The organism is Proteus sp. NMG38-2 (genome assembly GCF_020640995.1).
GTDB lineage: Bacteria > Pseudomonadota > Gammaproteobacteria > Enterobacterales > Enterobacteriaceae > Proteus.
Genome location: NZ_CP085481.1, coordinates 2721138 through 2745537, shown reverse-complemented (window position 1 = coordinate 2745537; position 24400 = coordinate 2721138). Strand labels below are relative to the sequence as shown.

Here is a 24400-nt window from a genome sequence, read left to right as displayed (position 1 = left end):
ATATTATAATAGCAATTGCAGGTTTTCGTTGTTGGGATGATCAATGTCTAATAGTTCGTTTAATCGCCAATGGGCTAAAGTTATACTCGAAACTTTGACTCGTCATGGTTTACGCCATATCTGTATCGCACCCGGATCACGTTCGACTCCTTTAACACTCGCAGCTGCCGCTAATCAAAAATTAATATGTCATACGCATTTTGATGAACGTGGGCTTGGTCATTTAGCTTTGGGGTTGGCAAAAGCAACCAAAGATCCTGTTGCCGTGATTGTGACATCAGGTACCGCTGTCGCTAATTTGTATCCGGCATTAATTGAAGCGGGATTAACAGGGGAGCGTGTTATCTTTTTAACCGCAGACCGACCGCCCGAATTAATTGATTGCGGTGCAAATCAAGCTATCCGTCAGCAAGGTATTTTTGCAACGCATCCTTCACAAACACTCTCTTTACCACGACCGACAGCGGATATTCCCGCAAACTGGTTAGTTTCTACACTTGATAATGCGATGAATACATTGGTTCATGGCGCGTTACACGTTAATTGTCCTTTTGCTGAACCGTTATATGGTGATGATGTTGAAACATTAACACCATGGACTGAAGCTTTAGGGAATTGGTGGCAAAATGATAAACCGTGGTTACATGAAACTCGCTTTAATGCAGTTTCAACACATCCTCAATGGAATGAGTTACGCCAGAAAAAAGGTGTTGTGATCGCTGGGCGTATTAGCCCAGAAGAAGGTGTTGAAGTCGCAAAATGGGCATCACAATTAGGTTGGCCTTTATTAGGTGATGTATTATCCCAAACAGGGCAACCGTTACCTTGTGCTGATTTATGGTTGAATAACTCACAAGCAAAATCAAAACTCAATAATGCCGAAATCGTTATTCAATTTGGCTCAAGCTTAACAGGTAAACGTTTATTGCAATGGCAAGTGGGATGTTCTCCCAACGCTTATTGGATTGTTGACCCTATTCCGGGACGCTTAGATCCCGGCCATCATCAAGGTGAAAAATTCACATTATCACCCATGCAATGGTTAAGGGCACACCCAGCTGTTGATAATTTATCTTGGGCTAAAGCATTAACAGATATAGCTACACAAACCTATCAAAAGGTAAGTGAAATAACGAATTATTTTGGTGAAGCACAGGTTGCACATCAATTAGATAAATTACTTCCTAGTGATGGACAGTTATTTGTTGGCAATAGTCTGATAGTGAGATTAATTGATGCTTTTGCTCGATTACCACAAGGTTATCCGGTAATGAGTAACCGAGGTGCAAGTGGTATTGATGGTTTAATTTCAACCTCTGCAGGTGTTCACCGCGCGACAAAAAAGCCAACATTAACAATTTTGGGCGATTTATCGGCATTGTATGATTTAAATAGTTTAGCGTTACATCAACAAGTTTATGCACCTAATGTTATTATCGTAGTGAATAATAACGGTGGGCAAATATTTTCTATGTTACCCACGCCAGAGGCAGAACGAGAACGTTTTTACTGTATGCCTCACTCATTAAATTTCAAACATGCAGCCGCAATGTTTGGTTTGCATTATGTATCACCAACAAGTTGGGATGCACTGTTAACGACTGTTCAGGATTGCTGGACAGGGGCGCCAACAACAACATTAATTGAATTAATTGTTGATGATACTGATGGCGCAAAAACATTAAATCAGCTGGTAAAACAGGTAACATCTCATGACTTTAGCATGTCAGCGATATAATACCCATAATGAAGGGCCTTGGTTAGTTTGGTTGCATGGGCTATTAGGTGAAGGTTGTGAATGGGAGCCTGTCATTCAGGCTTGCCATGAATATCCATCACTTGTGATTGATTTGCCTCGTCATGGTGGTTCTGCATCTATCAGCGCGAAAGATTTTGTTGAAGTGAGCACTTTGTTAACAGACACTCTAAAAGAGCAAGGTATTGATCACTATTGGTTAATTGGTTACTCGTTAGGTGGCAGGATCTCGATGTATCATGCATGTTTTGGTGATACGGCAGGATTAATGGGATTGATTGTAGAAGGTGGCAACCCAGGTTTAAATGATGCAACAGAAAGGCAAAATCGCATTGCGCATGATAAATGTTGGGCTGAGCGTTTTCGTAATGAACCTATTTGTGATGTATTAACACAATGGTATCAACAACCTGTATTTGCTGATCTAAGTGATGAAAACCGACAATTATTGATTGAAAAACGTCGCCATAATGCGGGGTTTTGTATTGCAGAAAGTTTAGAGATGCTTTCTTTAGGTCATCAGCCTTGGCTAGTCTCTGAATTGCAGCAACTCACTTTGCCATTTATTTGGCTTTGTGGTGAGAAAGATAAAAAATTTCAAGCGATAGCGCAGCAATATTCGCTACCATTAACGACTATCCCGCAAGCTGGACATAATGCGCATCAGGCACAGCCAGCTGCTTATGCTGCGGTGATAAATCATGTTTTATCCCTCTTTGGTTAAAGGAACCTAATTATGCTTTACCCGAGCGAAGAAAAGTTATATGCACCGATTGAATGGCTAGATTGTTCTGAAGGTTTTGAAGATATTCTCTACCATAAATCAGTCGATGGCATTGCAAAAATTACGATTAACCGCCCGCAAGTGCGTAATGCTTTCCGTCCTTTGACAGTGAAAGAGATGATCCAAGCATTAGCCGATGCACGTTATGATGACACAATTGGTACTATCATTTTAACGGGTGCAGGTGAAAAAGCATTCTGTGCTGGTGGTGACCAAAAAATTCGTGGTGACTACGGCGGATACCGTGATGATAGCGGTACGCATCACCTGAACGTGTTGGATTTCCAACGCCAAATCCGTACTTGCCCGAAACCTGTTGTGGCAATGGTCGCTGGTTATTCTATTGGTGGTGGTCATGTGCTTCATATGATGTGTGACTTAACTATCGCGGCAGAAAACGCTATTTTTGGTCAAACAGGCCCTAAAGTGGGTTCCTTTGATGGTGGTTGGGGTGCTTCTTATATGGCTCGTATTGTTGGCCAAAAGAAAGCGCGCGAAATTTGGTTCTTATGCCGTCAATATGATGCAAAAGAAGCATTAGAGATGGGCTTGGTTAACACTGTTGTACCTTATGCTGATCTTGAAAAAGAAACCGTTCGTTGGTGTCGTGAAATGCTGGAAAACAGCCCAATGGCATTACGTTGCTTGAAAGCAGCATTAAATGCGGATTGTGATGGTCAAGCAGGCCTGCAAGAATTAGCGGGTAATGCAACTATGCTGTTCTATATGACGGATGAAGGTCAAGAAGGCCGCAACGCCTTTAACGAAAAACGTCAACCTGATTTCTCTCGATTTAAACGTAACCCATAATGCGAAACGCCAAACTCTATTCATTCAGCCTACCTGTAGATGCAGGCGTTGTTCTGCGCTATCAAAGGCTAAAAACGCGTGATGGTTTTCTTGTCTGTTTAGAGCAAAATGGCAAACAAGGATGGGGTGAGATTTCACCTCTTCCTGAGTTTAGCCGTGAAACTTTAGAGCAAGCACAAGTATCAGCGCAATCTTGGTTAACTGCGTGGTGTGCGGGTGAAAACCCTGAGCACAGTGAACTGCCAAGCGTGGCTTTTGGCCTAAGTTGTGCATTAGCAGAGCTTGAAGGCACATTGCCACTAGAGGCAAACTATCGCGCAGCTCCTTTATGTAATGGCGACCCTGATGATTTGATTTTAAGCCTTAATGATATGGAAGGTGAAAAAGTCGCTAAAATCAAGGTGGGATTATATGAAGCGGTACGTGATGGGATTGTTGTTAACCTGCTATTAGAAGCCATTCCAGACTTAAAATTAAGGTTGGATGCGAACAGAAGCTGGACACCAGCCAAAGCAGAAGGATTTGCGAAGTATGTAAACCCTGCATGGCGTGATCGTATTGCATTCTTAGAAGAGCCTTGCAAAACACCAGAAGAGTCGCTGGCTTTTTCTCAAGCAACAGGAATTAATATTGCTTGGGATGAAACAGTGCGTGATGACGGTTTTGAAGTAAAACCACAACCTGGCGTCACTACGATTGTGATAAAACCTACGCTGGTGGGAAGCCTTGAACGCTGTCAACTGCTTGTTAAACAAGCGCATGCGTTAGGATTAGATGCCATTATCAGTTCAAGTATTGAGAGTAGCTTCGGGCTGACTCAATTAGCAAGAATTGCACAGTGGTTAACACCTAATAGCATTCCGGGGCTCGATACTGTTGATTTAATCAAACAGCAACTTATTCGTCCTTGGCCAAATGTGGATATTCCACTTATCTCTCTTGAACAGCTAGAGACAGTATGGCAACAGTAGTTCCATTTAAACAATGGCCGTGGCATCACTGGGCACAATTAACCCCAAATGAAACGGCCATCATTTCAGGCAATTCGCCTATTACATGGCAACAATTAAGTTGTCATATTAATCAATTAGCGAACCATTTTATTAAGCAGGGTATTAATACTCAAAGCACAGTATTGTTACGAGGCAAAAATCATATCAATCTTGTTTTTACACTACTCGCTATTTTTCAATGTGGTGCGAAGGTTTTACCTTTAAATCCACAGCTTCCAAAATCTTTACTTGATGAATTATTACCTCACTTAGGTATTGATTTTTATGCTGATTTGAGTGAGATACCGCTAGATTTAAATGCAACATTGCTTGATCTTAGAGGTATTGAGTTAGATAACACGTCACGTCAATATAAAACTCAAACTATAAATGATGTCTTATGGGAGCCATCTCGTATGGCAACACTTATTTTGACATCAGGTTCATCAGGTTTACCCAAAGCTGCGGTGCATACTTTTGATGCGCATCTTTGCAGTGCAACGGGGGTTTTGTCATTAATACCTTTTGAAAAAGGGGATAGTTGGTTACTTTCTTTACCTCTATTTCATGTCTCTGGGCAAGGTGTTTTTTGGCGTTGGTTGTTACGTGGCGCAACTCTAGTGGTACGTGATATGCACCCTTTTGAAAAAGCGTTACAAGGTTGCACTCATGCTTCTTTGGTTCCTACACAATTATGGCGCTTCTTACAAAGTAGAACGCAACAAGATAAGCAACCTATTACCTTAAAGTCGGTTCTATTAGGGGGAGCAATGATCCCTATTGAGCTAACGCAAGAAGCAGAACATTGGGGAGTTCAATGCTGGTGTGGTTATGGTATGACTGAAATGGCATCAACTGTTTGTGCAAAACGTGCAGATGGTAAAGCAGGAGTCGGGTTTCCACTAAAAGGTAAAGAAGTTAGGTTAGTGGATGATGAACTCCAGATAATGTCTGATAGTGTCGCATTAGGTTATTGGTTTGATGGTAAATTAAAACCGCTATCGCTTACGGCTGATGGCTGGTATTCAACGCGAGATAAAGGCTGTTTTAGTGCAGATGAGTGGTGTGTTTTAGGGCGCTTGGATAATCTCTTTTTCAGTGCCGGTGAAGGAATTCAACCAGAAGATATTGAAAAAATCCTTAATACACATCCAAGTATTAGCCAATCTTTTGTGGTCCCTATTGATGATGCTGAATTTGGGCAGCGTCCAGTCGCAGTTGTGGATGCTGATATTGAAATAATCAATCAATTACCACAGTGGTATCACTCTCTATTAGCCGGATTTCAACGACCTGTTGCTTGTTTACAACTTCCTGAAAGCCTTAAGAATGGCGGAATTAAAATCTCTCGTAAACAAGTGCAAGAATGGGTGAAAGGGCAAATGTTGAAGTGATATCTATGCATTTTTCGAACTTCCCCTCAAAAATATATATAAACTTAGTTTGAAGAATGCCTATTTTTGATAATTTATTTTAATAACAGTAAATCATAAAGATTATTAGAGATAATGAAGGCGCCCGAAGGCGCCTTTCTGTTTTGCCAAGTTGCTCACAAGGCTTCTTATTATGCAGTTACTTAGCTTCTGCTTTCGCTAAAGCTTTCATTGCTTTTTCAACGCCTGCGCCGTATTCAGGATGGACTTTCTTAAATAAGGCAATTTGGCGTTTTTGTGTATCTTTACTTGCCTGTATTAATTCACCCGCGATACGAGCAAACATACGTTGATGCTCTTCATCACTCAGTAATTCATACAGTGCACGAGGTTGGCTGAAATAATCTTCGTCTTCACGATGGTTCCAGTGATCTGCTGCACCTTCGATAGATAATGGTGGCTCTTTAAAATTAGGCTGTTCTTGGAACATGCCACCATTATTTGGCTCATAAGTAATACCGCTACCACTATTACCATCAACACGCATTGCACCATCACGATGGTAATTATGGAACGGGCATTTTGGTGCATTAACTGGGATCTGATGATGGTTAACACCTAAACGATAACGGTGAGCATCACCGTAAGAGAATAGGCGACCTTGTAGCATTTTATCTGGAGAGAATCCGATACCAGGAACAATGTTAGCAGGACTAAATGCTGCTTGTTCAACATCAGAAAAATAGTTCTCAGGATTACGGTTTAATTCAAAGTAACCCACATCAATTAATGGATAATCCGCATGAGGCCAAACTTTGGTTAAATCAAAAGGATTATAAGGTACAGTTGATGCTTCTTTTTCTGGCATCACTTGAATTTGTAAATTCCAACGTGGGAAATCACCGCGCTCAATAGCATTAAATAAGTCACGTTGTGAACTTTCTCTATCTTGACCTACGAGTGTTTGTGCTTCGTCATCCATCAGGTTTTTAATGCCTTGTTGGCAACGGAAGTGGAATTTAACCCAAAAACGCTCATTATCTTTATTAATAAAGCTGTAGGTATGGCTACCAAAACCATGAATAAAACGGTAGCTTTGTGGTAAACCACGGTCACTCATATCAATGGTTAATTGGTGTAATGCTTCTGGTAAATGAGAGAAGAAGTCCCATTTGTATGCCATATTACGTAGGTTAGTTTTAGGATCACGTTTTACAACGTGGTTTAAGTCAGGGAATTTCAGCGCATCACGAAGATAGAAAACAGGGGTGTTGTTACCCACCATATCCCAGTTACCTTCTTCAGTGTAAAATTTTAACGCAAAACCACGAATATCACGTTCTGCGTCTGCGGCACCTCTTTCACCAGCAACTGTTGAAAAGCGAGCAAACATTTCTGTTTTTTTACCCACTTTAGAGAAAATTTTAGCGCGAGTATATTGTGTAATATCGTGAGTAACTTTAAATGTACCAAAAGCGCCTGAGCCTTTTGCGTGCATACGTCTTTCAGGAATAACTTCACGATCAAAGTGAGCAAGTTTTTCTAGAAACCAGACATCTTGAAGCAACATTGGGCCACGTGGGCCTGCGGTCATTGAGTTATTATTGTCTACAACAGGTGCGCCAGACGCCGTTGTTAGCTTTTTCTTTTCCATCACATATCTCCAGTTTATGAAATAGTAAACGTTCTAAAAAAATAGCATGTGTGAATAAAATGAAGCGAACAGCCTTATATTTATTATGGTTAATATTGACTGCAAATCCACTTTAACAATATTAAACTCATTAATAAAACCGATTAGACCAATAATATTGATAGACGTAACTTATTTACATAGATTGAAAATTCTACAGATTAGCTTTCAATTTTGACTCAAGTTGTTTAATAAATTTGTTGTATAATTATAAGTTAGGACAATTATTTGCTGGAGTAATAACAATGAAAAAATATTTATTGGTCGGCGCTATAAGTACATTATTTATGGCGGCAAATGCCAATGCAGTATCAATGAATATTCAAGCGGGTGAGCATTATACGGACGTTCGAGCAGGACTAGGTAATCCTAATGCGGGCCTTTCTTTTAATGGTAACTGGGCTCGTAGTGATCATGATGGTCAGTTAGGTAGCTTAGGTGCGAAGTTTGCTCTGCCTTTAGGGCCTTTTTCAGCAAGTGTTGGTGGTAAAGCGCTCTATTTATCACCAAAAAATGGTGATGATGGCGCTGCTTTAGCGGGTGGTGTTGGGCTTAATTGGGATATTTTACCTTCTTTAAGTGTTTATGGTGAGGCTTATGGCTCTCCTGAAGGATTAACGTCTGGTAGCAAATCTTATTATGAAGCCGATGTGGGCGCGCAATTAACGGTATTTAAACCATTGCATGTCAATGCAGGTTATCGTGTGATTGAAATCGAAAACTCACATAATAGAAGTAATAATAAATTAGCTGATGGGTTCTATGTGGGTGCAGGTTTAAGTTTCTAAGCAAAAACTTGCAGTAACGTTAAATAAAAAGCAGGTGTTGAACAATCAACACCTGCTTTTTTGTTGTCTGTATAAAAAATGTGATTAACCGACTTGAGGTAATAAACCAAAAGTGATGGCGACTTGAATACTGATCACAACTAAGCCACAAGTAAAGACAACGGCTAATGCACCTTTTCCACCTTTGACTTTGTATTTATCCGCGCTGTGTTGCTCTTGTCTTACTTTCCAAACTAATAAAGCAGGTAGTAGCAATGCCAAAATAGATAATGCAATAGCTGCATAAGCTAATGCTTGTACAAAGTTAGGAAAATAAAGAGCACAAAGTAAAGGCGGAACGAAGGTTAATAAGCTTGATTGCATACGACCTGTAGCACGATTACTGCGTTTAAATAGGTCAGCAAGATAATCAAATAAGCCTAGTGCAACACCAAGGAATGAGGTAGCTAACGCCAATGCAGCAAATAGGTTTACTGCAATATTGACGCGAGGCGTTGCAACGACATCGCGGATAGCGGTAAGTAGGCCATTTAAACCTGATTGTTGCGCCATAATTCCCATAAAAGTATTTGTAGGAATGGCTCCTAATGTGGCAATTTGCCATAAAATATAGGCAACAAGAGGGATTGCACTACCAATAATAAAGATAATACGTAACTTTTTAATATCGCCATTCATATAACTTACAATACTTGGCACGCTACCGTGGAAACCAAATGAAGTAAAAATAACGGGAATAGCAGAAAGAATAAGCCCGTGAGCGACTGGCATTGACGTTAAATTGACACTTTCAACGTGGGGTAGCATCACAACCAGCATAAAGATTAAGAAGAAAACTTTTGCTGTAAATAGCAGCCGATTAATCATATCAACTGATGTGGTACCAATACCTACTACAGCACCACCAATCACTGTAAAGATTATAATACCTTGAGTGACAGAGAGTTCATGACCAATCCAAGAGGATAGGGTAGATGAAAGCAATTCGCCAGCGCCGCTAATGTAAGCTGTCGTCAATGCATACATCAATAAGAGTAGAGCAAGTCCAGTGATCACTTGACCACCAACACCAAGATAACGCTTAGCGATTGAACCAAGACCAGTATGAGGATCGTTGTATTGATAAACTTCCACTAGCAAGAGCGCGGTATAACTCATTAATAACCACAGTCCTACGAGTAATAGCATAATAGTACCAAAGCCAATACCCACCGCAGCCAGTGGCATTGCCAACATGCCTGCCCCAATTGTTGTTCCTGCAACAATAAAAACACTACCTATAGTGCGATTTTTCACTAAGTCCTCTGCTCGCTAGCTATTTTATTTATATAAAATGCAGAGTATAAGAATGGTAAATACCTGTCAAATTTTAATTACGTATACTGTAATTATTTCTTTACGGAAAATAAAAAATGAATAAAAAAACGCCAATTAATAAGTATCAATTGGCGCTTAATAGAGGTGATTAATTAAGAATATTAATCGTCAAGCTCTACCATTCGTCTTATCTGCTCACGATTAATTTGTTTCAATTGCCCAGTTTCTGCATCTTTATAGGTAATTAATCCAGTTTTTTCATCTTCTTGGGGCTTATCTGTTGTTAAAATCGTTTCCCCATTTACTGTTTCTATTTTTTGTGGAGTTGAACAACCCGCAACTAATAAAAGTGATGCAGAGATAGCAACAACTGAGAAAATAGAATTTAATTTCATAATGTTTTTCCTTTTTTCATCAATGTAATTTAATTCTAGTCAATGATGGACAACAATGTTAGAAAAAAAGGAAAATTAAGATAATTCAAATCATTCAGAGCAAATTTCTATTTCAATGTCACTAATAGGATGACAGCTACAAGGTAAGATTTCATCGGGTTGGATAAATGCTAAAGGTTCATTGCGATAGCAAACCTTGCCTTTCACTAAACGTAGACGACAAGAGCCACAATAACCCTCACGGCATTGGTATTCGACTTGAACTTTCCCATGCTCTAAAGCATCAAGCAATGAAGGGTGGGCGTCAGTATGAAATTCTAGTGGTGTTGAAAGACCCTGCTGATGCAGGGTCACTTTATGAGATGCCATAACGTATCAGTGTTATTTCTCGGTATTACAGTTCAAAATTACTCAAGTCATCAGTATCAACTTGTGAATCAATTTGGCCCACAAGATAAGAACTGACTTCAACTTCTTGAGGTGCTACTTGAACGTTGTCAGACACTAACCATGCATTGATCCATGGAATAGGATTTGAGCGCGCTTTAAATGGTAATTTAAGACCTACTGCTTGCATACGAATATTGGTAATATATTCAACATATTGGCAGAGAATTTCTTTATTTAAACCAATCATCGAGCCTTCTGAGAACAGGTATTCTGCCCACTCTTTTTCTTGCTCTGCGGCTTCAACAAACAAGTCATAACATTCTTGTTCACATTCTGCGGCTATTTCTGCCATTTCAGGATCGTCTTGACCTGAACGCAGTAGATTCAGCATGTGTTGCGTACCCGTTAAGTGCAATGCTTCATCACGTGCAATCAATTTAATGATTTTAGCGTTACCTTCCATTAACTCTCGTTCAGCAAAGGCAAATGAACACGCAAAGCTTACATAGAAACGAATCGCTTCTAACGCATTTACACTCATGATACACAAATAAAGTTGTTTCTTTAATTTGCGTAAAGTCACATTAACGGTTTTACCTTGAACATGATGATCACCTTCACCATACATGTGATAAAGGTTAGTTAATCTGATCAACTCATCGTAGTAAGAAGAAATATCACGCGCACGTTTTAAAATTTCTTCATTTTCAACGATATCATCAAACACAACTGACGGATCGTTAACAATATTACGGATAATATGAGTATAAGAGCGCGAGTGAATGGTTTCAGAGAATGACCATGTTTCAACCCATGTTTCTAACTCAGGGATCGAGATTAAAGGTAAGAATGCCACGTTAGGGCTTCTGCCTTGAATCGAATCCAACAGAGTTTGATATTTTAAATTACTAATAAAAATGTGTTTTTCATGATCAGGCAGTGCATTGTAGTCAATACGATCACGAGAAACGTCCACTTCTTCTGGACGCCAGAAGAAGGAGAGTTGTTTTTCAATTAGCTTTTCAAAAATAGGGTATTTTTGCTGATCATAACGCGCTACGTTAACAGGCTGCCCAAAAAACATGGGCTCCTGAAGTTGATCATTTTTAACTTGTGAAAAAGTAGTATAGGACATAGCTTCCTCAATTAAATTTTACACGCGCCGCCTTCACAATCTGAATCTTCAGTCTCAACGACTTCTTCCAGATCACCCTGTACATCATCTGCACCATCACGGGTGTTGTGATAATAAAGTGTTTTCACACCATATTTGTAAGCGAGCAGCAAATCTTTCAGCAGCTGGTTCATTGGAACCTTACCGCTAGGGAAACGAGTAGGATCGTAGTTAGTGTTCGCTGAAATCGCTTGGTCAACGAATTTTTGCATAATGCCCACTAACTGCAAATAACCTTCAATACTTGGCATTTGCCACAGTAATTCATAAGCGCCTTTCAAACGCTCATACTCAGGAACCACTTGACGTAAAATACCGTCTTTAGAGGCTTTAATACTGATATAACCACGAGGTGGCTCGATACCATTGGTTGCATTCGAAATCTGAGAAGAGGTTTCTGATGGCATCAGTGCAGACAATGTTGAGTTACGTAAGCCGTGCTCTTTAATGTCTTTGCGTAAGCCTTCCCAGTCGTAATGCAGAGGTTCTTTTGTCAGAACATCTAATGATTTTTTATAGGTATCAATAGGTAAAATACCTTCAGCATAAGTGGTTTCATTAAACCATGGGCATGCGCCTTGTTCTTTTGCTAATTCATTAGATGCTTTTAATAAATAATATTGAATTGCTTCAAATGCACGATGAGTTAAGTTATTTGCACTGCCGTCAGAGTAGCGAACACCGTGTTTAGCTAAGTAATAAGCAAAGTTAATAACACCAATACCTAAGGTACGACGGCCCATTGCGCCTTGTTTAGCGGCTAAGATTGGATAATCTTGGTAATCTAATAGCGCATCCAGTGAGCGAACAGCTAAACGAGCTAGCTCTTCTAAATCATCAAGATTTTCAATTGCACCTAAGTTAAAGGCTGACAAGGTACAGAGTGCAATTTCACCATTAGGATCTTTAATATCGTTTAATGGTTTAGTAGGTAGTGCAATTTCTAAACACAGGTTTGATTGGCGGATAGGTGCAATAGCCGGATCAAATGGGCTGTGTGTATTACAGTGGTCAACATTTTGAATGTAAATACGGCCCGTAGATGCACGCTCTTGCATCATTAATGAGAATAACTCAACCGCTTTAACTTGTTTTTGGCGGATGCTCTTATCTTTCTCATATTGTACATATAAGCGTTCAAATTCATCTTGATCGGCAAAGAAAGCATCATATAAACCAGGAACATCAGAAGGGCTGAATAAGGTAATATCCTGGCCTTTGATTAAACGTTCATACATTAATTTGTTTAATTGCACACCGTAATCTAAATGACGAACACGGTTATCATCAACACCACGATTGTTTTTCAGTACCAGCAGGCTTTCAACTTCTAAATGCCACAAAGGGTAGAACAGTGTGGCAGCGCCACCACGAACACCACCTTGCGAGCAAGATTTTACCGCAGTTTGGAAGTGTTTGTAGAAAGGAATACAACCTGTATGAAACGCTTCGCCATTACGAATAGCACTGCCTAATGCACGAATACGACCTGCATTGATACCAATACCCGCACGTTGAGAAACGTATTTTACAATAGCGCTTGATGTTGCATTGATAGAATCAAGGCTATCGTCACACTCAATTAATACACAAGAGCTAAATTGACGAGTTGGTGTTCTGACGCCAGCCATAATTGGCGTTGGTAATGAGATTTTGAAAGTAGAAATCGCATTATAAAAGCGTTCGATATAGTCCATACGTGTTGCTTGTGGATAACGAGAGAACAAGCAAGCTGCAACTAAAACATATAAAAATTGTGCACTTTCGTAAATTTCGCCAGTAATACGGTTTTGAACGAAATATTTACCCTCTAGCTGTTTAACCGCAGCATAAGAGAAGTTCATATCACGTTGATGAACAACAAAGTTATTCATCTGCTCAAATTCTTCTTGGGTGTAATCTTCAAGAAGATGACGGTCGTATTTGCCTAGATCAACTAATTTTTTAACGTGCTCATAGAGCGTTGGTGGCTCAAATTGGCCATAGGCTTTTTTACGTAAGTTAAATACGGCAAGACGGGCAGCAAGATATTGATAATCAGGAGTTTCACCTGAAATTAAGTCTGCAGCAGCTTTTACCAGTGTTTCATGGATATCAGCAGTTTTGATACCATCATAAAACTGAATCTGAGAACGTAATTCAACTTGAGATACAGAGACATTTTCTAGGCCTTCAGCGGCCCAGGCGATTACACGGTGAATTTTGTCTAAGTCAATGCGTTCTTTATGACCATCACGTTTTGTGACGAGCAGGCTGTGATTCATGAGCGATGCACCTTTCTTGCATTAGTGCTACCTGAAATTTTATACCGCAAAAAAACGCTCCCGATGACAAAGAGTGTCAAGGAGTCTTGTGGTGTGAAATTTAAGGAAACACAATATATAGGGGTTGGTTCAAATGGTGATAACAAGATAAAGGTAATTGAGAGATTGATCAAGTGTACAAATCTGATTGTTTCTGTGGATAAATAGGGGATAAATTTTTTAATAACTGCCCGTACCCTGCGTAAATACAGGCAGTAAGAAACTCAAATTCAGGTGACAATGATGTAAAGTCAATTTTAAAAAATGTGATCGTTTGATGTTTTATTAAACCAAATCAAACTTTCAGTTTCACGAATTCGAGTTATGTGTCGATTGTGTGTGCACCATATAATTCACATCGACGTTTGGCGCCAATCGGAATTTGTCAGTGATTGGGTTATAATGTAAGCCAATCATATTTTTGCTACGTAAGTCGGTTTCATCAACCCAACTGAGCAGTTCTGATGGACGAATAAATTTATTAGCATCATGTGTGCCCTTAGGTACCATATTTAGAATATACTCCGCACCTACCACCAGCATTAGCCATGCCTTTTTATTACGGTTGATAGTTGAAAAGAAAACATGCCCACCTGGTTTTACTAATTTTGCACAGGCTCTTACAACAGAAGAAGGGTCTGGAACGTGTTCTAACATCTCCATACAGGTGACAACATCGTAAGCTTGCGGGTTTTCATTTGCATGGTTTTCAACGGTATCTTGAATATAAGTCACAGGAATACCTGACTCTAGTGAGTGCAAGCGTGCAACTTGTAATGGCTCTGTGCCCATATCAAGGCCAGTAACTTCGGCACCGACACACGCCATACTTTCAGATAAAATACCGCCACCACAGCCAACATCGAGGACTTTTTTTCCAAATAAGCCGTCAGCGCGTTCTTGGATATAGTTAAGTCTTAGTGGGTTTATACGGTGCAATGGCTTAAATTCACCTTCAAGATCCCACCAGCGTGATGCGACGCTTTCAAACTTGTCGATTTCATGCTGATCCACGTTAGCATGTAAAGAGGTTGTTTTATCATTCATCAGAAAGTATTACTCCTATTTTCATATTGCCATGATTCTACCAACGTTAGACGGTGAAATCGAAGAGAATAGCGAAAGGATCATTAATTTAGTTGTTTCCTTTTTCCAAAAATTGGCGATTTGTGGTATAGTTCTAAACCTTTGAATCCGTAGTATGAGGGACAGTGGCTCCATGAGCGACATTGCCAGAGAAATCACACCAGTTAATATCGAAGAAGAGCTGAAAAGCTCATATTTGGATTATGCGATGTCTGTTATTGTAGGACGCGCATTACCCGATGTTCGAGACGGACTGAAGCCAGTACACCGCCGAGTTCTTTTCGCGATGAATGTACTAGGAAACGATTGGAATAAACCTTATAAAAAATCAGCCCGTGTTGTTGGGGATGTTATCGGTAAATATCACCCGCACGGTGACAGTGCTGTCTATGAAACGATTGTTCGTTTAGCACAGCCTTTTTCTATGCGCTACATGTTGGTTGACGGGCAGGGTAACTTCGGGTCAGTTGATGGTGACTCGGCGGCTGCAATGCGTTATACCGAAGTTCGTATGGCGAAAATCGCCCATGAACTGCTGGCGGATTTGGAAAAAGAAACGGTTGATTTTGTTCCTAACTATGACGGAACAGAACATATTCCGGCAGTTATGCCAACCCGTGTTCCAAACTTGCTAGTCAATGGTTCATCAGGGATTGCGGTGGGGATGGCAACAAACATTCCTCCACATAACCTAGGCGAAGTTATCGACGGCTGTCTTGCTTATGTTGATAACGAAGACATCACTATTGAAGAGTTGATGGAACATATCACGGGGCCTGATTTCCCGACTGCTGCTATTATTAATGGCCGCAGAGGAATTTTAGATGCTTACCGTACTGGTCGCGGGAAAATTTATATCCGTGCTCAGGCTGATATTGAAACTGATGAGAAAACCAGTCGCGAAACAATTATCGTGACAGAAATTCCTTATCAGGTGAATAAAGCGCGTTTAATTGAAAAAATAGCAGAGCTTGTTAAAGATAAACGCATTGAAGGTATCAGCGGATTACGCGATGAGTCTGATAAAGACGGCATGCGTATTGTTGTTGAAATCAAACGTGATGCTGTGGGTGAAGTGGTATTAAATCACTTATTCTCACAAACACAAATGCAGGTTTCTTTTGGTATTAATATGGTTGCGCTTCACCAAGGCCAGCCAAAACTATTAAATCTAAAAGAAATTATCTCTGCCTTTATTCGTCACCGTCGTGAAGTTGTTACTCGTCGTACAATTTACGAATTACGCAAAGCGCGTGACCGTGCTCATATCTTAGAAGCGCTGGCTGTTGCATTGGCGAACATTGATCCTGTTATTGAAATGATCCGCCAAGCACCAAACCCAGCAGAAGCAAAAGCAGCATTAATTGCACAACCTTGGGATTTAGGTAGTGTTTCTACCATGTTAGAGCGTGCTGGTGACAGCAATGTTGCTCGTCCTGAATGGTTAGAGCCACAATATGGTGTGCATGACGGTAAATACTATCTTACAGAACAACAAGCTCAAGCTATTTTGGATCTGCGTTTGCAGAAACTAACTGGTCTTGAACATGAAAAACTGTTAGATGAATACCGTGACTTATTGCTGCAAATTGCTGAATTACTGCATATCTTAAGAAGCCCTGAGCGTTTGATGGAAGTCATTCGAGAAGAGCTAAATGCGATTAAAGATCAATATAACGATCCACGCCGTACTGAGATCACTGAGAATACAGCAGATATTAATATCGAAGACCTGATTAATGAAGAAAATGTAGTTGTTACACTTTCTCATCAGGGTTACGTTAAATATCAGCCACTTACCGATTACGAAGCACAACGACGTGGCGGTAAAGGTAAGTCTGCAGCAAGAATTAAAGAAGAAGACTTTATTGATCGCCTGCTGGTGGCTAACACCCATGACACCATTTTATGCTTCTCAAGCCGTGGTCGTCTCTATTGGATGAAAGTTTACCAGTTACCAGAAGCAAGTCGTGGTGCTCGTGGCCGTCCGATTATCAACTTATTACCTCTTGAGCAAAATGAACGTATTACGGCTATTTTGCCAGTGAGAGAGTATGAAGAAGGTAAGTTTGTCTTTATGGCAACGGCAAGCGGTACAGTGAAGAAAACACCTCTGCAAGATTTCAGCCGCCCTCGTAGCGCAGGTATTATCGCAGTCAACTTAAATGAAGGCGATGAGCTAATTGGTGTTGACTTAACCGATAGCACGAACGAAGTTATGCTGTTCTCTGCTGATGGTAAAGTGGTTCGTTTTGCAGAAGATTGTGTTCGTCCAATGGGTCGTACTGCGACAGGTGTTCGTGGTATGAAACTGAGTAATGATGATAAAGTCGTTTCTCTGATCATTCCTCGTGGTGACGGTGATATTTTAACCGTTACTGAAAATGGTTATGGTAAACGAACTGCACAAAGCGAGTACCCAACGAAGAATCGTGCTACACAAGGCGTTATCTCTATTAAAGTGAGTGAGCGTAACGGTAAAGTAGTAGGTGCAATTCAAGTTGAAGAAACTGACCAAATTATGATGATCACCAATGCAGGTACATTAGTTCGTACTCGTGTTTCAGAGGTCAGCATTGTTGGACGTAATACACAAGGTGTTACCTTAATTCGTACAACAGAAGATGAGTTGGTTGTTGGCTTGCAACGTGTTGAAGATGAAGATGACGCATTAGATGATGATGAAGTTAATGAGGTTATTAACGAGACATCACCTGAAGAGTCGGGATCAGATTTAACCGATGATGCAGATGAAGAATAATATTTATCATTATTGTGATGTATAAATAAAAGAAAGCAGGCATAATTGCCTGCTTTTTTTATGTGGTTGGATCAGAGTATCATCAGAAATAATTATCCTGATGATAAAGATCATATTATTCAGACATACAGTAATTTCTGCTAGAATAGAATAAGTTTCTTATGCGGTAGGAATATTGATTAGGGTGGTTGTTTGAGATATCTCTCGTCCTTTAAAACATCGTTAAAAATTTCCCGCTACCTTTTTCGCGTATTAGGTATCATGTTGTGGGCGATGGGGGCATTATTAACGATGTTTTACCTCATCAACATCTTTAATGATACTAAGTCAGATATTCGGCAAGAGTATAGTAATAACTACACTAATCTCCTCAGTTTTTTTCGACAAACTTCTGGCACTATCCGTGATTTACAATACCTCGCAGAACGTCATCAAGAGCAAATTAATTTAAATCCAGGTATAAAAAATTCATTATTTTATGAAGGACCATTTTCACTTCATAAACTCAATGAAACGGCGGACTGTGAATTATTTAAAGGACAAACCAATAACTATTTTCGTTCGTTTAACAGTATCTTATATTATTGGAAAGATAATACCCCTGCATTACAAGGGATAAACCAGGTTTTCATGGTAGGTTCGCACAGTATGTGCATGATTAACTTCCCTTTGCGCGCATCACCTGTAGATACTGAGATGTTGAAAAAAATGGTTTACGAAAATACACGTAACTACATTAATCAACGGGCGCAAGGCAAAGAAGTTAATCAATATTGGATAGTTCCAGATGCAAAAGGGGATAGTGGCATTTTATATGTTATGTCACCTGTTTATGCTTCTGGTAAATTTATTGGATTAATTGGTATTGAAAGAGCAATTCGCCTTGAATACTTCTCTCCAGCCAAAGACAGAGTAATTTCTATCCATCTTCTAAATAGCCGAAATACCACGGTATTAAGCTACCCTGCAGAAAATAATTATCGTTCTGTTAAGCAAGTCGCTGATGTGAGCGCACCTTATTTTGGTTTTGATGAAGATTTCAGTGAGTTAGTTGCAAAACGAAAACTATTGCCATCCTCTTTTAGTGTGGTGTATTCATTACCACTCAAGCAAATTTTAAATGAATTTAAATTCACGATTTTTAATGCACTGATTTTAAATATTATTTCTGCCATTTTTATTTTTATTTTTGTGTGGATCTTCGAAAGAAAAATATTCTCACCAGCAGAAAATAATGCTTCCCGATTAGAAGAGCATGAACAGTTTAACCATAAAATTGTGGCATCGGCACCTGTCGGAATTAGTATTCTGAGAATACGCGATGGCATGATCATTTTAAGTAATGAATTAGCACATAACTATTTTCGGTTACTCAGTCACAGTGATAAGCAAAATATTTTATCTATTATTGCTGAAAAAAGTAGCAATATGGTTGATGTAGTGACGAATAACCGTAATCACTTACAAATCAGTTTTGTTAATTCACGCTATCAAAATGAAGATGTGGCTATCTGTGTTTTAGTGGACATTAGCGCTCGTGTTAAAATGGAACGTTCGCTACAAAATATGGCAACAGCGGCAGAACAAGCTAACCAAGCAAAATCGATGTTTTTAGCTACGGTGAGTCATGAATTACGTACACCACTTTATGGCATTATTGGTAACTTAGAGTTATTACAATCCTTTGCACAAAACGATGATACAAGTCGATTATTAAAAACGATGGATAATTCCTCATCATTACTGCTAAAAATTATTAGTGATATTCTCGATTTCTCAAAAATTGAATCTAAACAATTAAAGATTGAGATTAAACCGTTTAATTGTCGCCAAGTACTCTCTTTTGTTATTTCTAACTATTTACCCTTGATTGCGAAAAAAGATTTAGCTATCTACTGCTTTATCGAACCAGATGTACCTAAAATTGTAAATAGTGATCCTGTTCGGGTACAACAGGTTATTTCTAATCTATTGAATAATAGCATTAAATTCACTACGACAGGGTGTATTACCTTACATCTTTATAAAGATGAGTATTACCTGTATTTTGATATTCATGATACAGGACGAGGGATTGGTGAGAAGGCATTACATGAGCTTTTTGAACCATTCTTCCAGGTTTCACAAAATACAGAAAGCGCATCTGAAGGTACAGGATTAGGTTTAGCTATTTGTGAAAAACTAATTAACTTAATGGATGGCGATATCAGTGTTGTTTCACAAGAAAATATTGGTAGCCGATTTACAGTTCGAATACCACTTTATGGTGTGTTAGAAGAGAATGAACTTGCTACCGAAAAGGATATTTATAAAGAGAGTACCGTTCGTTGTTTTATTGATATCAAAAACCTTTATTTAGAAGGGTTTATTGGGCGATATCTCAATTACTTTGGGTTGAATTGTGAATTATTAACAGAAGAAACAACACTCTCTTCAACTGATTTTATTATCACGGACTATGATTATCCGAGAGAGCATCATTGCCAATTTATTAGGCTTAATGAACATTATCTCGAACCATCCAAAAAAATAGCAGAAAACATATGGGTATGTAGTACTTATAAACTAAATGAATTAACAAAAATAATACTACAATTACCGCAAAACAAAATTGAAGCAAATTGTGTTGATATGGTTGAGTTGAATACCGATTGTGGTTTACAAGCGTTGACCATCTTGATTGTTGATGATCATCCAATAAATCGCTTATTGCTGACCGATCAACTGAAAAAAATTGGTTTTAACACAGCAACTGCAGAAGATGGGTGTGATGCATTAGCCTATTTAGCGAAAAATCATATCGATATCATTCTAACTGATGTCAATATGCCAAATATGAATGGTTATCAGCTTGCAACTCACATACGAGAAATGGGGAGTGATATGCCAGTAATTGGTGTAACAGCGAATGCAATAGCAGAAGAAAAGCAACGCTGTATTGATGCCGGAATGAATGATTGTGTGTCTAAACCGGTATCACTTTCCATCTTAAGAGAAGTTTTGGTAGGACATATACCTAAAAAGTAGTTTATGCAGCCACCATAAAAATAAACAAATAGAAAAGAGATTAATTTATTAATCTCTTTTCTATTTGTTAAGTAATAACAATATTAACTGCACGGATAAGATAGACATAAAGAATGATACCATAAATAACACATCCTATAGCTTCTAGGGCATTATCAGACAAAAGATGAGTGTAGGGTATATTACATCCGTTTAGCGCTTTGCGGGTGGGATGGCGCGAGAGAATAAAGACAAAAAAGCAGAGAAGCTCCCAAAATAGGTTGAGCTTCCTGATTTTATCGGTACTGCAAACGGTCGCTTGAAAAGATTAATCTGGGCCGTTAATTTCCTTATCAATAGTTACTGATGATAGGTAATTAAGTAATGCAATATCGTTATCAACACCCAGTTTCATCATTGCTGATTTTTTCTGGCTACTAATCGTTTTAATACTACGATTAAGTTTTTTTGCGATCTCAGTGACGAGAAAGCCTTCAGCAAATAATCTCAGAACTTCACTTTCTTTAGGTGACAAACGTTTATCGCCATAACCATTTGCATTTACTTTCTCAAGTAGTTTCGCGACACTTTCAGGCATAAATTTCTTGCCTTTTTGCAACGCTGCTAATGCTTTTGGTAGATCCGTTGGAGCACCTTGTTTAAGTACAATACCTTCAATTTCAAGATCAAGGACAGCACTCAAAATAGCTGGGTTGTTATTCATGGTAAGTACAATAATCGACAAATTCGGGTAATGTCTTTTGATGTACTTAATTAGTGTAATACCATCACCATACTTATCACCAGGCATAGATAAGTCAGTAATTAATGCATCTGCATTTAACTTAGGCAAGTTGTTGATAAGTGACGTTGAATCTTCAAATTCACCAACAACATTGACCCATTCAATTTGTTCTAAAGATTTACGAATACCGAATAAAACGATTGGGTGGTCATCGGCAATAATAATATTAAGGTTATTCATGTTTAATTGTTACCTTGCTGCAGCAACTGTTGAATCCATTTATCCAGTTGAGTGATACGTTCTTTGATCTCTAATTCATTATGATTTTTTATGTCATGTTCTAAATATTCACAGCTTTCTCTGAGATATTCTAAATCTAACATGGCAAAAACCCCTTTTAGACGATGAGCTGTCTGAGCTAGAGAATGAAAGTCTTTATTTGTTGCTTCTAAGTGTAGTTTCTCAACATCAATAGGAACAGTACTGATAAATAGTTCCTTATAATCACTACCATTCAACTTCTTCCTATAATTATTAAGAATTACTTCGTAATTATCAAGGTTATTATTTTCATCTAAAATACTCTCTTCAGTTGTATCTAGAGAAAATGACTCATTTTCTTCAATTAAATAAGTAATAGCTTCTATTAAAGGATCACCGAAGTTATAGTTACACTTTATTAAATTTTTTGATATTTTTTCAAATCCAACAATAGAGCTCATTAATAATATTGTTGGAGACTCTGGACTATCATCCGGAGTATCTTTAAGTATGATATCGTATTCGGGATAAAGATTCTCTCTATTTTTATCAAAGTATGTCGCGCCGTATTTATCAAGTTGTCGGCAGATGATTTTTTCTATTTCAGGGTTTTTTATGGCGAGTTTTGCGCTTATTCCTTCCAATAATATGTTAAAAGTTCGTTCTTCCGTATCTATATGCTGGTATGGGAGTGCAATCCGGAAATGAGAACCAATACTTTCTTGGCTCTTAATTGTTAACTCACCCTGAATTTTATTACATAACAAATGACATAAATAAAAAATAATCCCAGAGTTGGAGTAATATTTATCTCCCATCGCTTGTCCGAGGAATGGGTATTTTATATTAGCAATGTCTTGTGGTGTTAGCCCACTTCCACTATCAATAATATCAATAAGTATTTCTTCTTTATCTTTATTTTTAACTAAATTTAGATTAACAGTTATTTTTCCATAGTTAGTCGTACTAATGGCATAATTAATCAATGATAAAATAATCTTACTTAATGCTGGCCCATCATTAATTAAAAGTAAACCAGGCCTTATATTATTATGGAAATAAAGGGTTAAGCCTTTTCTTATCATAAATGGTGATGCAGTTATCAAAATAGATTCAACTAATGTTGAAAGCTCAAATTCATCTTTGTGAATTTTCCATTCTTGATTTTCTAACTTATTAATTAACGTAATATTTTCTATCCATTCGGAAATGTAATTTGTTTTTTCTAATAATAAGTTAAGCAATTGCTGATGCGTGCTTTCGGGCAACAGTTCTTTGAATTGATAAACCATCTCATTTATATCTTTAATCGGACGCATTAATTCTAATGACATATTAGATAAAATCTTACGTCGCGCGATGGTATTTTTTTCATATTCTTGCTGTGCAAGTTGTAATTTTTTATTGATAAGTGCTTCGTTGTCTTTATTCAGAAATATGAATAATGACGTATTGTCAATATTGCTGTTATTGCTGGTTCTAATCTCATAAATCTCATTATTGATCGCTGTTTGGATTAAGCCATTATGTTCAATCGCCATCTGTCGGATCTTTGATAAATCGATATGAGGTAATAGTTTTTCAGCATGGCTGTTGCTAATAATTTTATGGTTAGAGGAAAAATTGTATACCAATAAGCCGATAGGAAGATTAGAAATGATGTCATTAGTCATCTCTTCTTTGATGCGTAGATTACGAGTCATTGAGATGTACGGGAAAACATATTTGTTACGTATATAGATGTGTCCGAAAACAGAAACTGAAATAAAGGCAAGCAGGCTAATTAACAACCAGATGTTTTTATAAGCAATCTCTTTGATAATGAGTTTCAACGGATATTCATAAGAGAGTGAATAGGGAATGCCCGCAATAGGTTGAGAAAAAATCAAAGAAGAGCCATCGGTTGAAATTTCAATACTGTTTTTATCATAGACCGACTGTTGGCCTGTTGGCAGTAATCTTAAGTAGTGTGGTGATAGTTCTGAAGGTAAAAAATTATTGATAGGTAAATCAAAAGCGACCACGCTCGTAAGTTGCCCTGGCACATTAAACATAATGCGGTAGGTATAGTAATAGATATTTTCTGTAGACATCTTTCTAATAGGAGAAAGACTCTCTTTTTCATCTAAAGCGGTTGATTGCATCAGCAACTCAGAGCGTTTGTTCTCAGCGGTTAACGTCAGGTAGCTTTCTTTGTAACGAATTTCTGGTTTAAGCACAGAGTGGGTCGTAATTAAGATAAGATCATTTCCTTTACCATTTAGATAATAAAGTGAACTGTAATCATTACGTACACCCCAGATAATTTCGAGTGAATTTGCAAAGCGTTGTGCTAGCTGGAACGTTTGTTCGTTAGGTTTACCAAATATAATGGCATCTATAGTTTGATCCCGACCTTCAAGCCAAAAGACATCAGAGCGTAGTTTTATTGGAGTCAGTGGTAAGGATGGGAAAAAGGCCGTGTCTGATATTTTATTTGATAACTGAAAAAGCTGATTAGAGTGATAACGGTAATCTTCAACCTGCAAAGCAAATTTATGAGTCGTGTTGTTGATAGCATTCTTTTTACTATCGAGCCAAGTATCAAAATAACTGTAAGCGTATAAAAAAAGTGATATGACCATAAAAAGAAGAAACAGGACATATAAGCGAGTTAGTGTATTTGGCTTGAGTTGGTTCAATGTACGCATTCAGTTTGCGAGCCTTTAAGAGACAATGTAGTTAAAAAAAGAAAAGTTGAATAAACAATCACCATTATTCAGTCAT

General features: G+C 38.4%; 17 protein-coding genes. 8 read left to right on the top strand and 9 right to left on the bottom strand.

Annotated features, from left to right (window positions below; genetic code table 11):
• The first annotated feature begins 43 nt into the window (after positions 1-43).
• Genes menD through menE form a run of 5 tightly spaced genes read left to right on the top strand, consistent with a single transcriptional unit; the run spans position 44 to position 5736 of the window.
• Positions 44-1738 carry a 2-succinyl-5-enolpyruvyl-6-hydroxy-3-cyclohexene-1-carboxylic-acid synthase gene (gene menD, locus LG402_RS13170; RefSeq protein ID WP_166540721.1) on the top strand — a complete coding sequence of 565 codons (1695 nt, stop codon included), beginning with the start codon at positions 44-46 and terminating at the stop codon, positions 1736-1738.
• On the top strand, positions 1713-2480 hold the full coding sequence (gene menH, locus LG402_RS13165) for a 2-succinyl-6-hydroxy-2,4-cyclohexadiene-1-carboxylate synthase (protein ID WP_166540720.1): 768 nt from the start codon (positions 1713-1715) through the stop codon (positions 2478-2480). Before menD ends, menH begins: the two co-directional genes overlap by 26 nt.
• 12 nt (positions 2481-2492) lie before the next feature.
• Entirely contained in the window at positions 2493-3350 is an 858-nt protein-coding gene (menB, locus tag LG402_RS13160) for a 1,4-dihydroxy-2-naphthoyl-CoA synthase (RefSeq protein WP_109407235.1), read from the top strand.
• Positions 3350-4321: an o-succinylbenzoate synthase gene (menC, locus tag LG402_RS13155; protein ID WP_227335717.1), complete on the top strand. Its 972-nt coding sequence runs from the start codon at positions 3350-3352 to the stop codon at positions 4319-4321. The genes menB and menC overlap by 1 nt, the downstream gene beginning before the upstream one ends.
• The gene (gene menE, locus LG402_RS13150; protein ID WP_227335716.1) at positions 4309-5736 is read left to right on the top strand and encodes an o-succinylbenzoate--CoA ligase; all 1428 of its coding nucleotides are present in this window, start codon (positions 4309-4311) and stop codon (positions 5734-5736) included. The genes menC and menE overlap by 13 nt, the downstream gene beginning before the upstream one ends.
• A gap of 178 nt (positions 5737-5914) precedes the next feature.
• Here menE and LG402_RS13145 read toward each other — a convergent pair whose 3' ends face one another.
• On the bottom strand, positions 5915-7369 hold the full coding sequence (locus tag LG402_RS13145) for a catalase (RefSeq protein ID WP_166540717.1): 1455 nt from the start codon (positions 7367-7369) through the stop codon (positions 5915-5917).
• 284 nt (positions 7370-7653) lie between these two features.
• Here LG402_RS13145 and LG402_RS13140 point away from each other — a divergent pair, with 284 nt between their 5' ends.
• Entirely contained in the window at positions 7654-8196 is a 543-nt protein-coding gene (locus LG402_RS13140; RefSeq protein ID WP_166540716.1) for a YfaZ family outer membrane protein, read from the top strand.
• Between the two features lie 84 nt (positions 8197-8280).
• Here the strand turns inward: LG402_RS13140 and tyrP are convergent, their stop codons facing one another.
• The 6 genes from tyrP to ubiG all read right to left on the bottom strand — a co-directional run bounded on the left by tyrP (position 8281) and on the right by ubiG (position 14822).
• Positions 8281-9492 (bottom strand): tyrosine transporter TyrP, encoded by a 1212-nt coding sequence (gene tyrP, locus LG402_RS13135; protein WP_413685595.1) that lies wholly within the window; start codon positions 9490-9492, stop codon positions 8281-8283.
• Positions 9493-9674: 182 nt separating this feature from the next.
• The gene (locus tag LG402_RS13130; protein WP_166540714.1) at positions 9675-9908 is read right to left on the bottom strand and encodes a YgdI/YgdR family lipoprotein; all 234 of its coding nucleotides are present in this window, start codon (positions 9906-9908) and stop codon (positions 9675-9677) included.
• Between the two features lie 90 nt (positions 9909-9998).
• Complete coding sequence (yfaE, locus tag LG402_RS13125; RefSeq protein ID WP_109407229.1) at positions 9999-10277, bottom strand: class I ribonucleotide reductase maintenance protein YfaE; 279 nt, start codon at positions 10275-10277, stop codon at positions 9999-10001.
• Positions 10278-10302: 25 nt separating this feature from the next.
• On the bottom strand, positions 10303-11433 hold the full coding sequence (nrdB, locus tag LG402_RS13120; protein ID WP_109407228.1) for a class Ia ribonucleoside-diphosphate reductase subunit beta: 1131 nt from the start codon (positions 11431-11433) through the stop codon (positions 10303-10305).
• A gap of 11 nt (positions 11434-11444) precedes the next feature.
• Complete coding sequence (gene nrdA, locus LG402_RS13115) at positions 11445-13736, bottom strand: class 1a ribonucleoside-diphosphate reductase subunit alpha (protein WP_166540713.1); 2292 nt, start codon at positions 13734-13736, stop codon at positions 11445-11447.
• Between the two features lie 348 nt (positions 13737-14084).
• A complete protein-coding gene (gene ubiG / locus LG402_RS13110; protein WP_109407225.1) occupies positions 14085-14822 on the bottom strand; it encodes a bifunctional 2-polyprenyl-6-hydroxyphenol methylase/3-demethylubiquinol 3-O-methyltransferase UbiG in 738 nt (245 codons plus the stop codon).
• Positions 14823-14994: 172 nt separating this feature from the next.
• On the opposite strand from ubiG, the gene gyrA reads away from it, so the two are divergent.
• Together gyrA and rcsC are read left to right on the top strand one after the other, a co-directional pair.
• A complete protein-coding gene (gene gyrA, locus LG402_RS13105) occupies positions 14995-17622 on the top strand; it encodes a DNA topoisomerase (ATP-hydrolyzing) subunit A (RefSeq protein ID WP_227335715.1) in 2628 nt (875 codons plus the stop codon).
• Between the two features lie 192 nt (positions 17623-17814).
• Positions 17815-20649 carry a two-component system sensor histidine kinase RcsC gene (gene rcsC, locus LG402_RS13100; protein ID WP_227335714.1) on the top strand — a complete coding sequence of 945 codons (2835 nt, stop codon included), beginning with the start codon at positions 17815-17817 and terminating at the stop codon, positions 20647-20649.
• 307 nt (positions 20650-20956) lie between these two features.
• Here rcsC and rcsB read toward each other — a convergent pair whose 3' ends face one another.
• Positions 20957-21613: a response regulator transcription factor RcsB gene (rcsB, locus tag LG402_RS13095; protein ID WP_036935620.1), complete on the bottom strand. Its 657-nt coding sequence runs from the start codon at positions 21611-21613 to the stop codon at positions 20957-20959.
• Between the two features lie 2 nt (positions 21614-21615).
• The gene (rcsD, locus tag LG402_RS13090; protein WP_166540711.1) at positions 21616-24324 is read right to left on the bottom strand and encodes a phosphotransferase RcsD; all 2709 of its coding nucleotides are present in this window, start codon (positions 24322-24324) and stop codon (positions 21616-21618) included.
• Positions 24325-24400: the final 76 nt, after the last annotated feature.

Coding starts and splice junctions, on each gene's coding strand:
- menD (WP_166540721.1), top strand. CDS start 44: ATGTCTAATAGTTCGTTTAATCGCCAATGGGCTAAAGTTATACTCGAA.
- menH (WP_166540720.1), top strand. CDS start 1,713: ATGACTTTAGCATGTCAGCGATATAATACCCATAATGAAGGGCCTTGG.
- menB (WP_109407235.1), top strand. CDS start 2,493: ATGCTTTACCCGAGCGAAGAAAAGTTATATGCACCGATTGAATGGCTA.
- menC (WP_227335717.1), top strand. CDS start 3,350: ATGCGAAACGCCAAACTCTATTCATTCAGCCTACCTGTAGATGCAGGC.
- menE (WP_227335716.1), top strand. CDS start 4,309: ATGGCAACAGTAGTTCCATTTAAACAATGGCCGTGGCATCACTGGGCA.
- LG402_RS13145 (WP_166540717.1), bottom strand. CDS start 7,369: ATGGAAAAGAAAAAGCTAACAACGGCGTCTGGCGCACCTGTTGTAGAC.
- LG402_RS13140 (WP_166540716.1), top strand. CDS start 7,654: ATGAAAAAATATTTATTGGTCGGCGCTATAAGTACATTATTTATGGCG.
- LG402_RS13130 (WP_166540714.1), bottom strand. CDS start 9,908: ATGAAATTAAATTCTATTTTCTCAGTTGTTGCTATCTCTGCATCACTT.
- yfaE (WP_109407229.1), bottom strand. CDS start 10,277: ATGGCATCTCATAAAGTGACCCTGCATCAGCAGGGTCTTTCAACACCA.
- nrdB (WP_109407228.1), bottom strand. CDS start 11,433: ATGTCCTATACTACTTTTTCACAAGTTAAAAATGATCAACTTCAGGAG.
- nrdA (WP_166540713.1), bottom strand. CDS start 13,736: ATGAATCACAGCCTGCTCGTCACAAAACGTGATGGTCATAAAGAACGC.
- ubiG (WP_109407225.1), bottom strand. CDS start 14,822: ATGAATGATAAAACAACCTCTTTACATGCTAACGTGGATCAGCATGAA.
- gyrA (WP_227335715.1), top strand. CDS start 14,995: ATGAGCGACATTGCCAGAGAAATCACACCAGTTAATATCGAAGAAGAG.
- rcsB (WP_036935620.1), bottom strand. CDS start 21,613: ATGAATAACCTTAATATTATTATTGCCGATGACCACCCAATCGTTTTA.
- rcsD (WP_166540711.1), bottom strand. CDS start 24,324: ATGCGTACATTGAACCAACTCAAGCCAAATACACTAACTCGCTTATAT.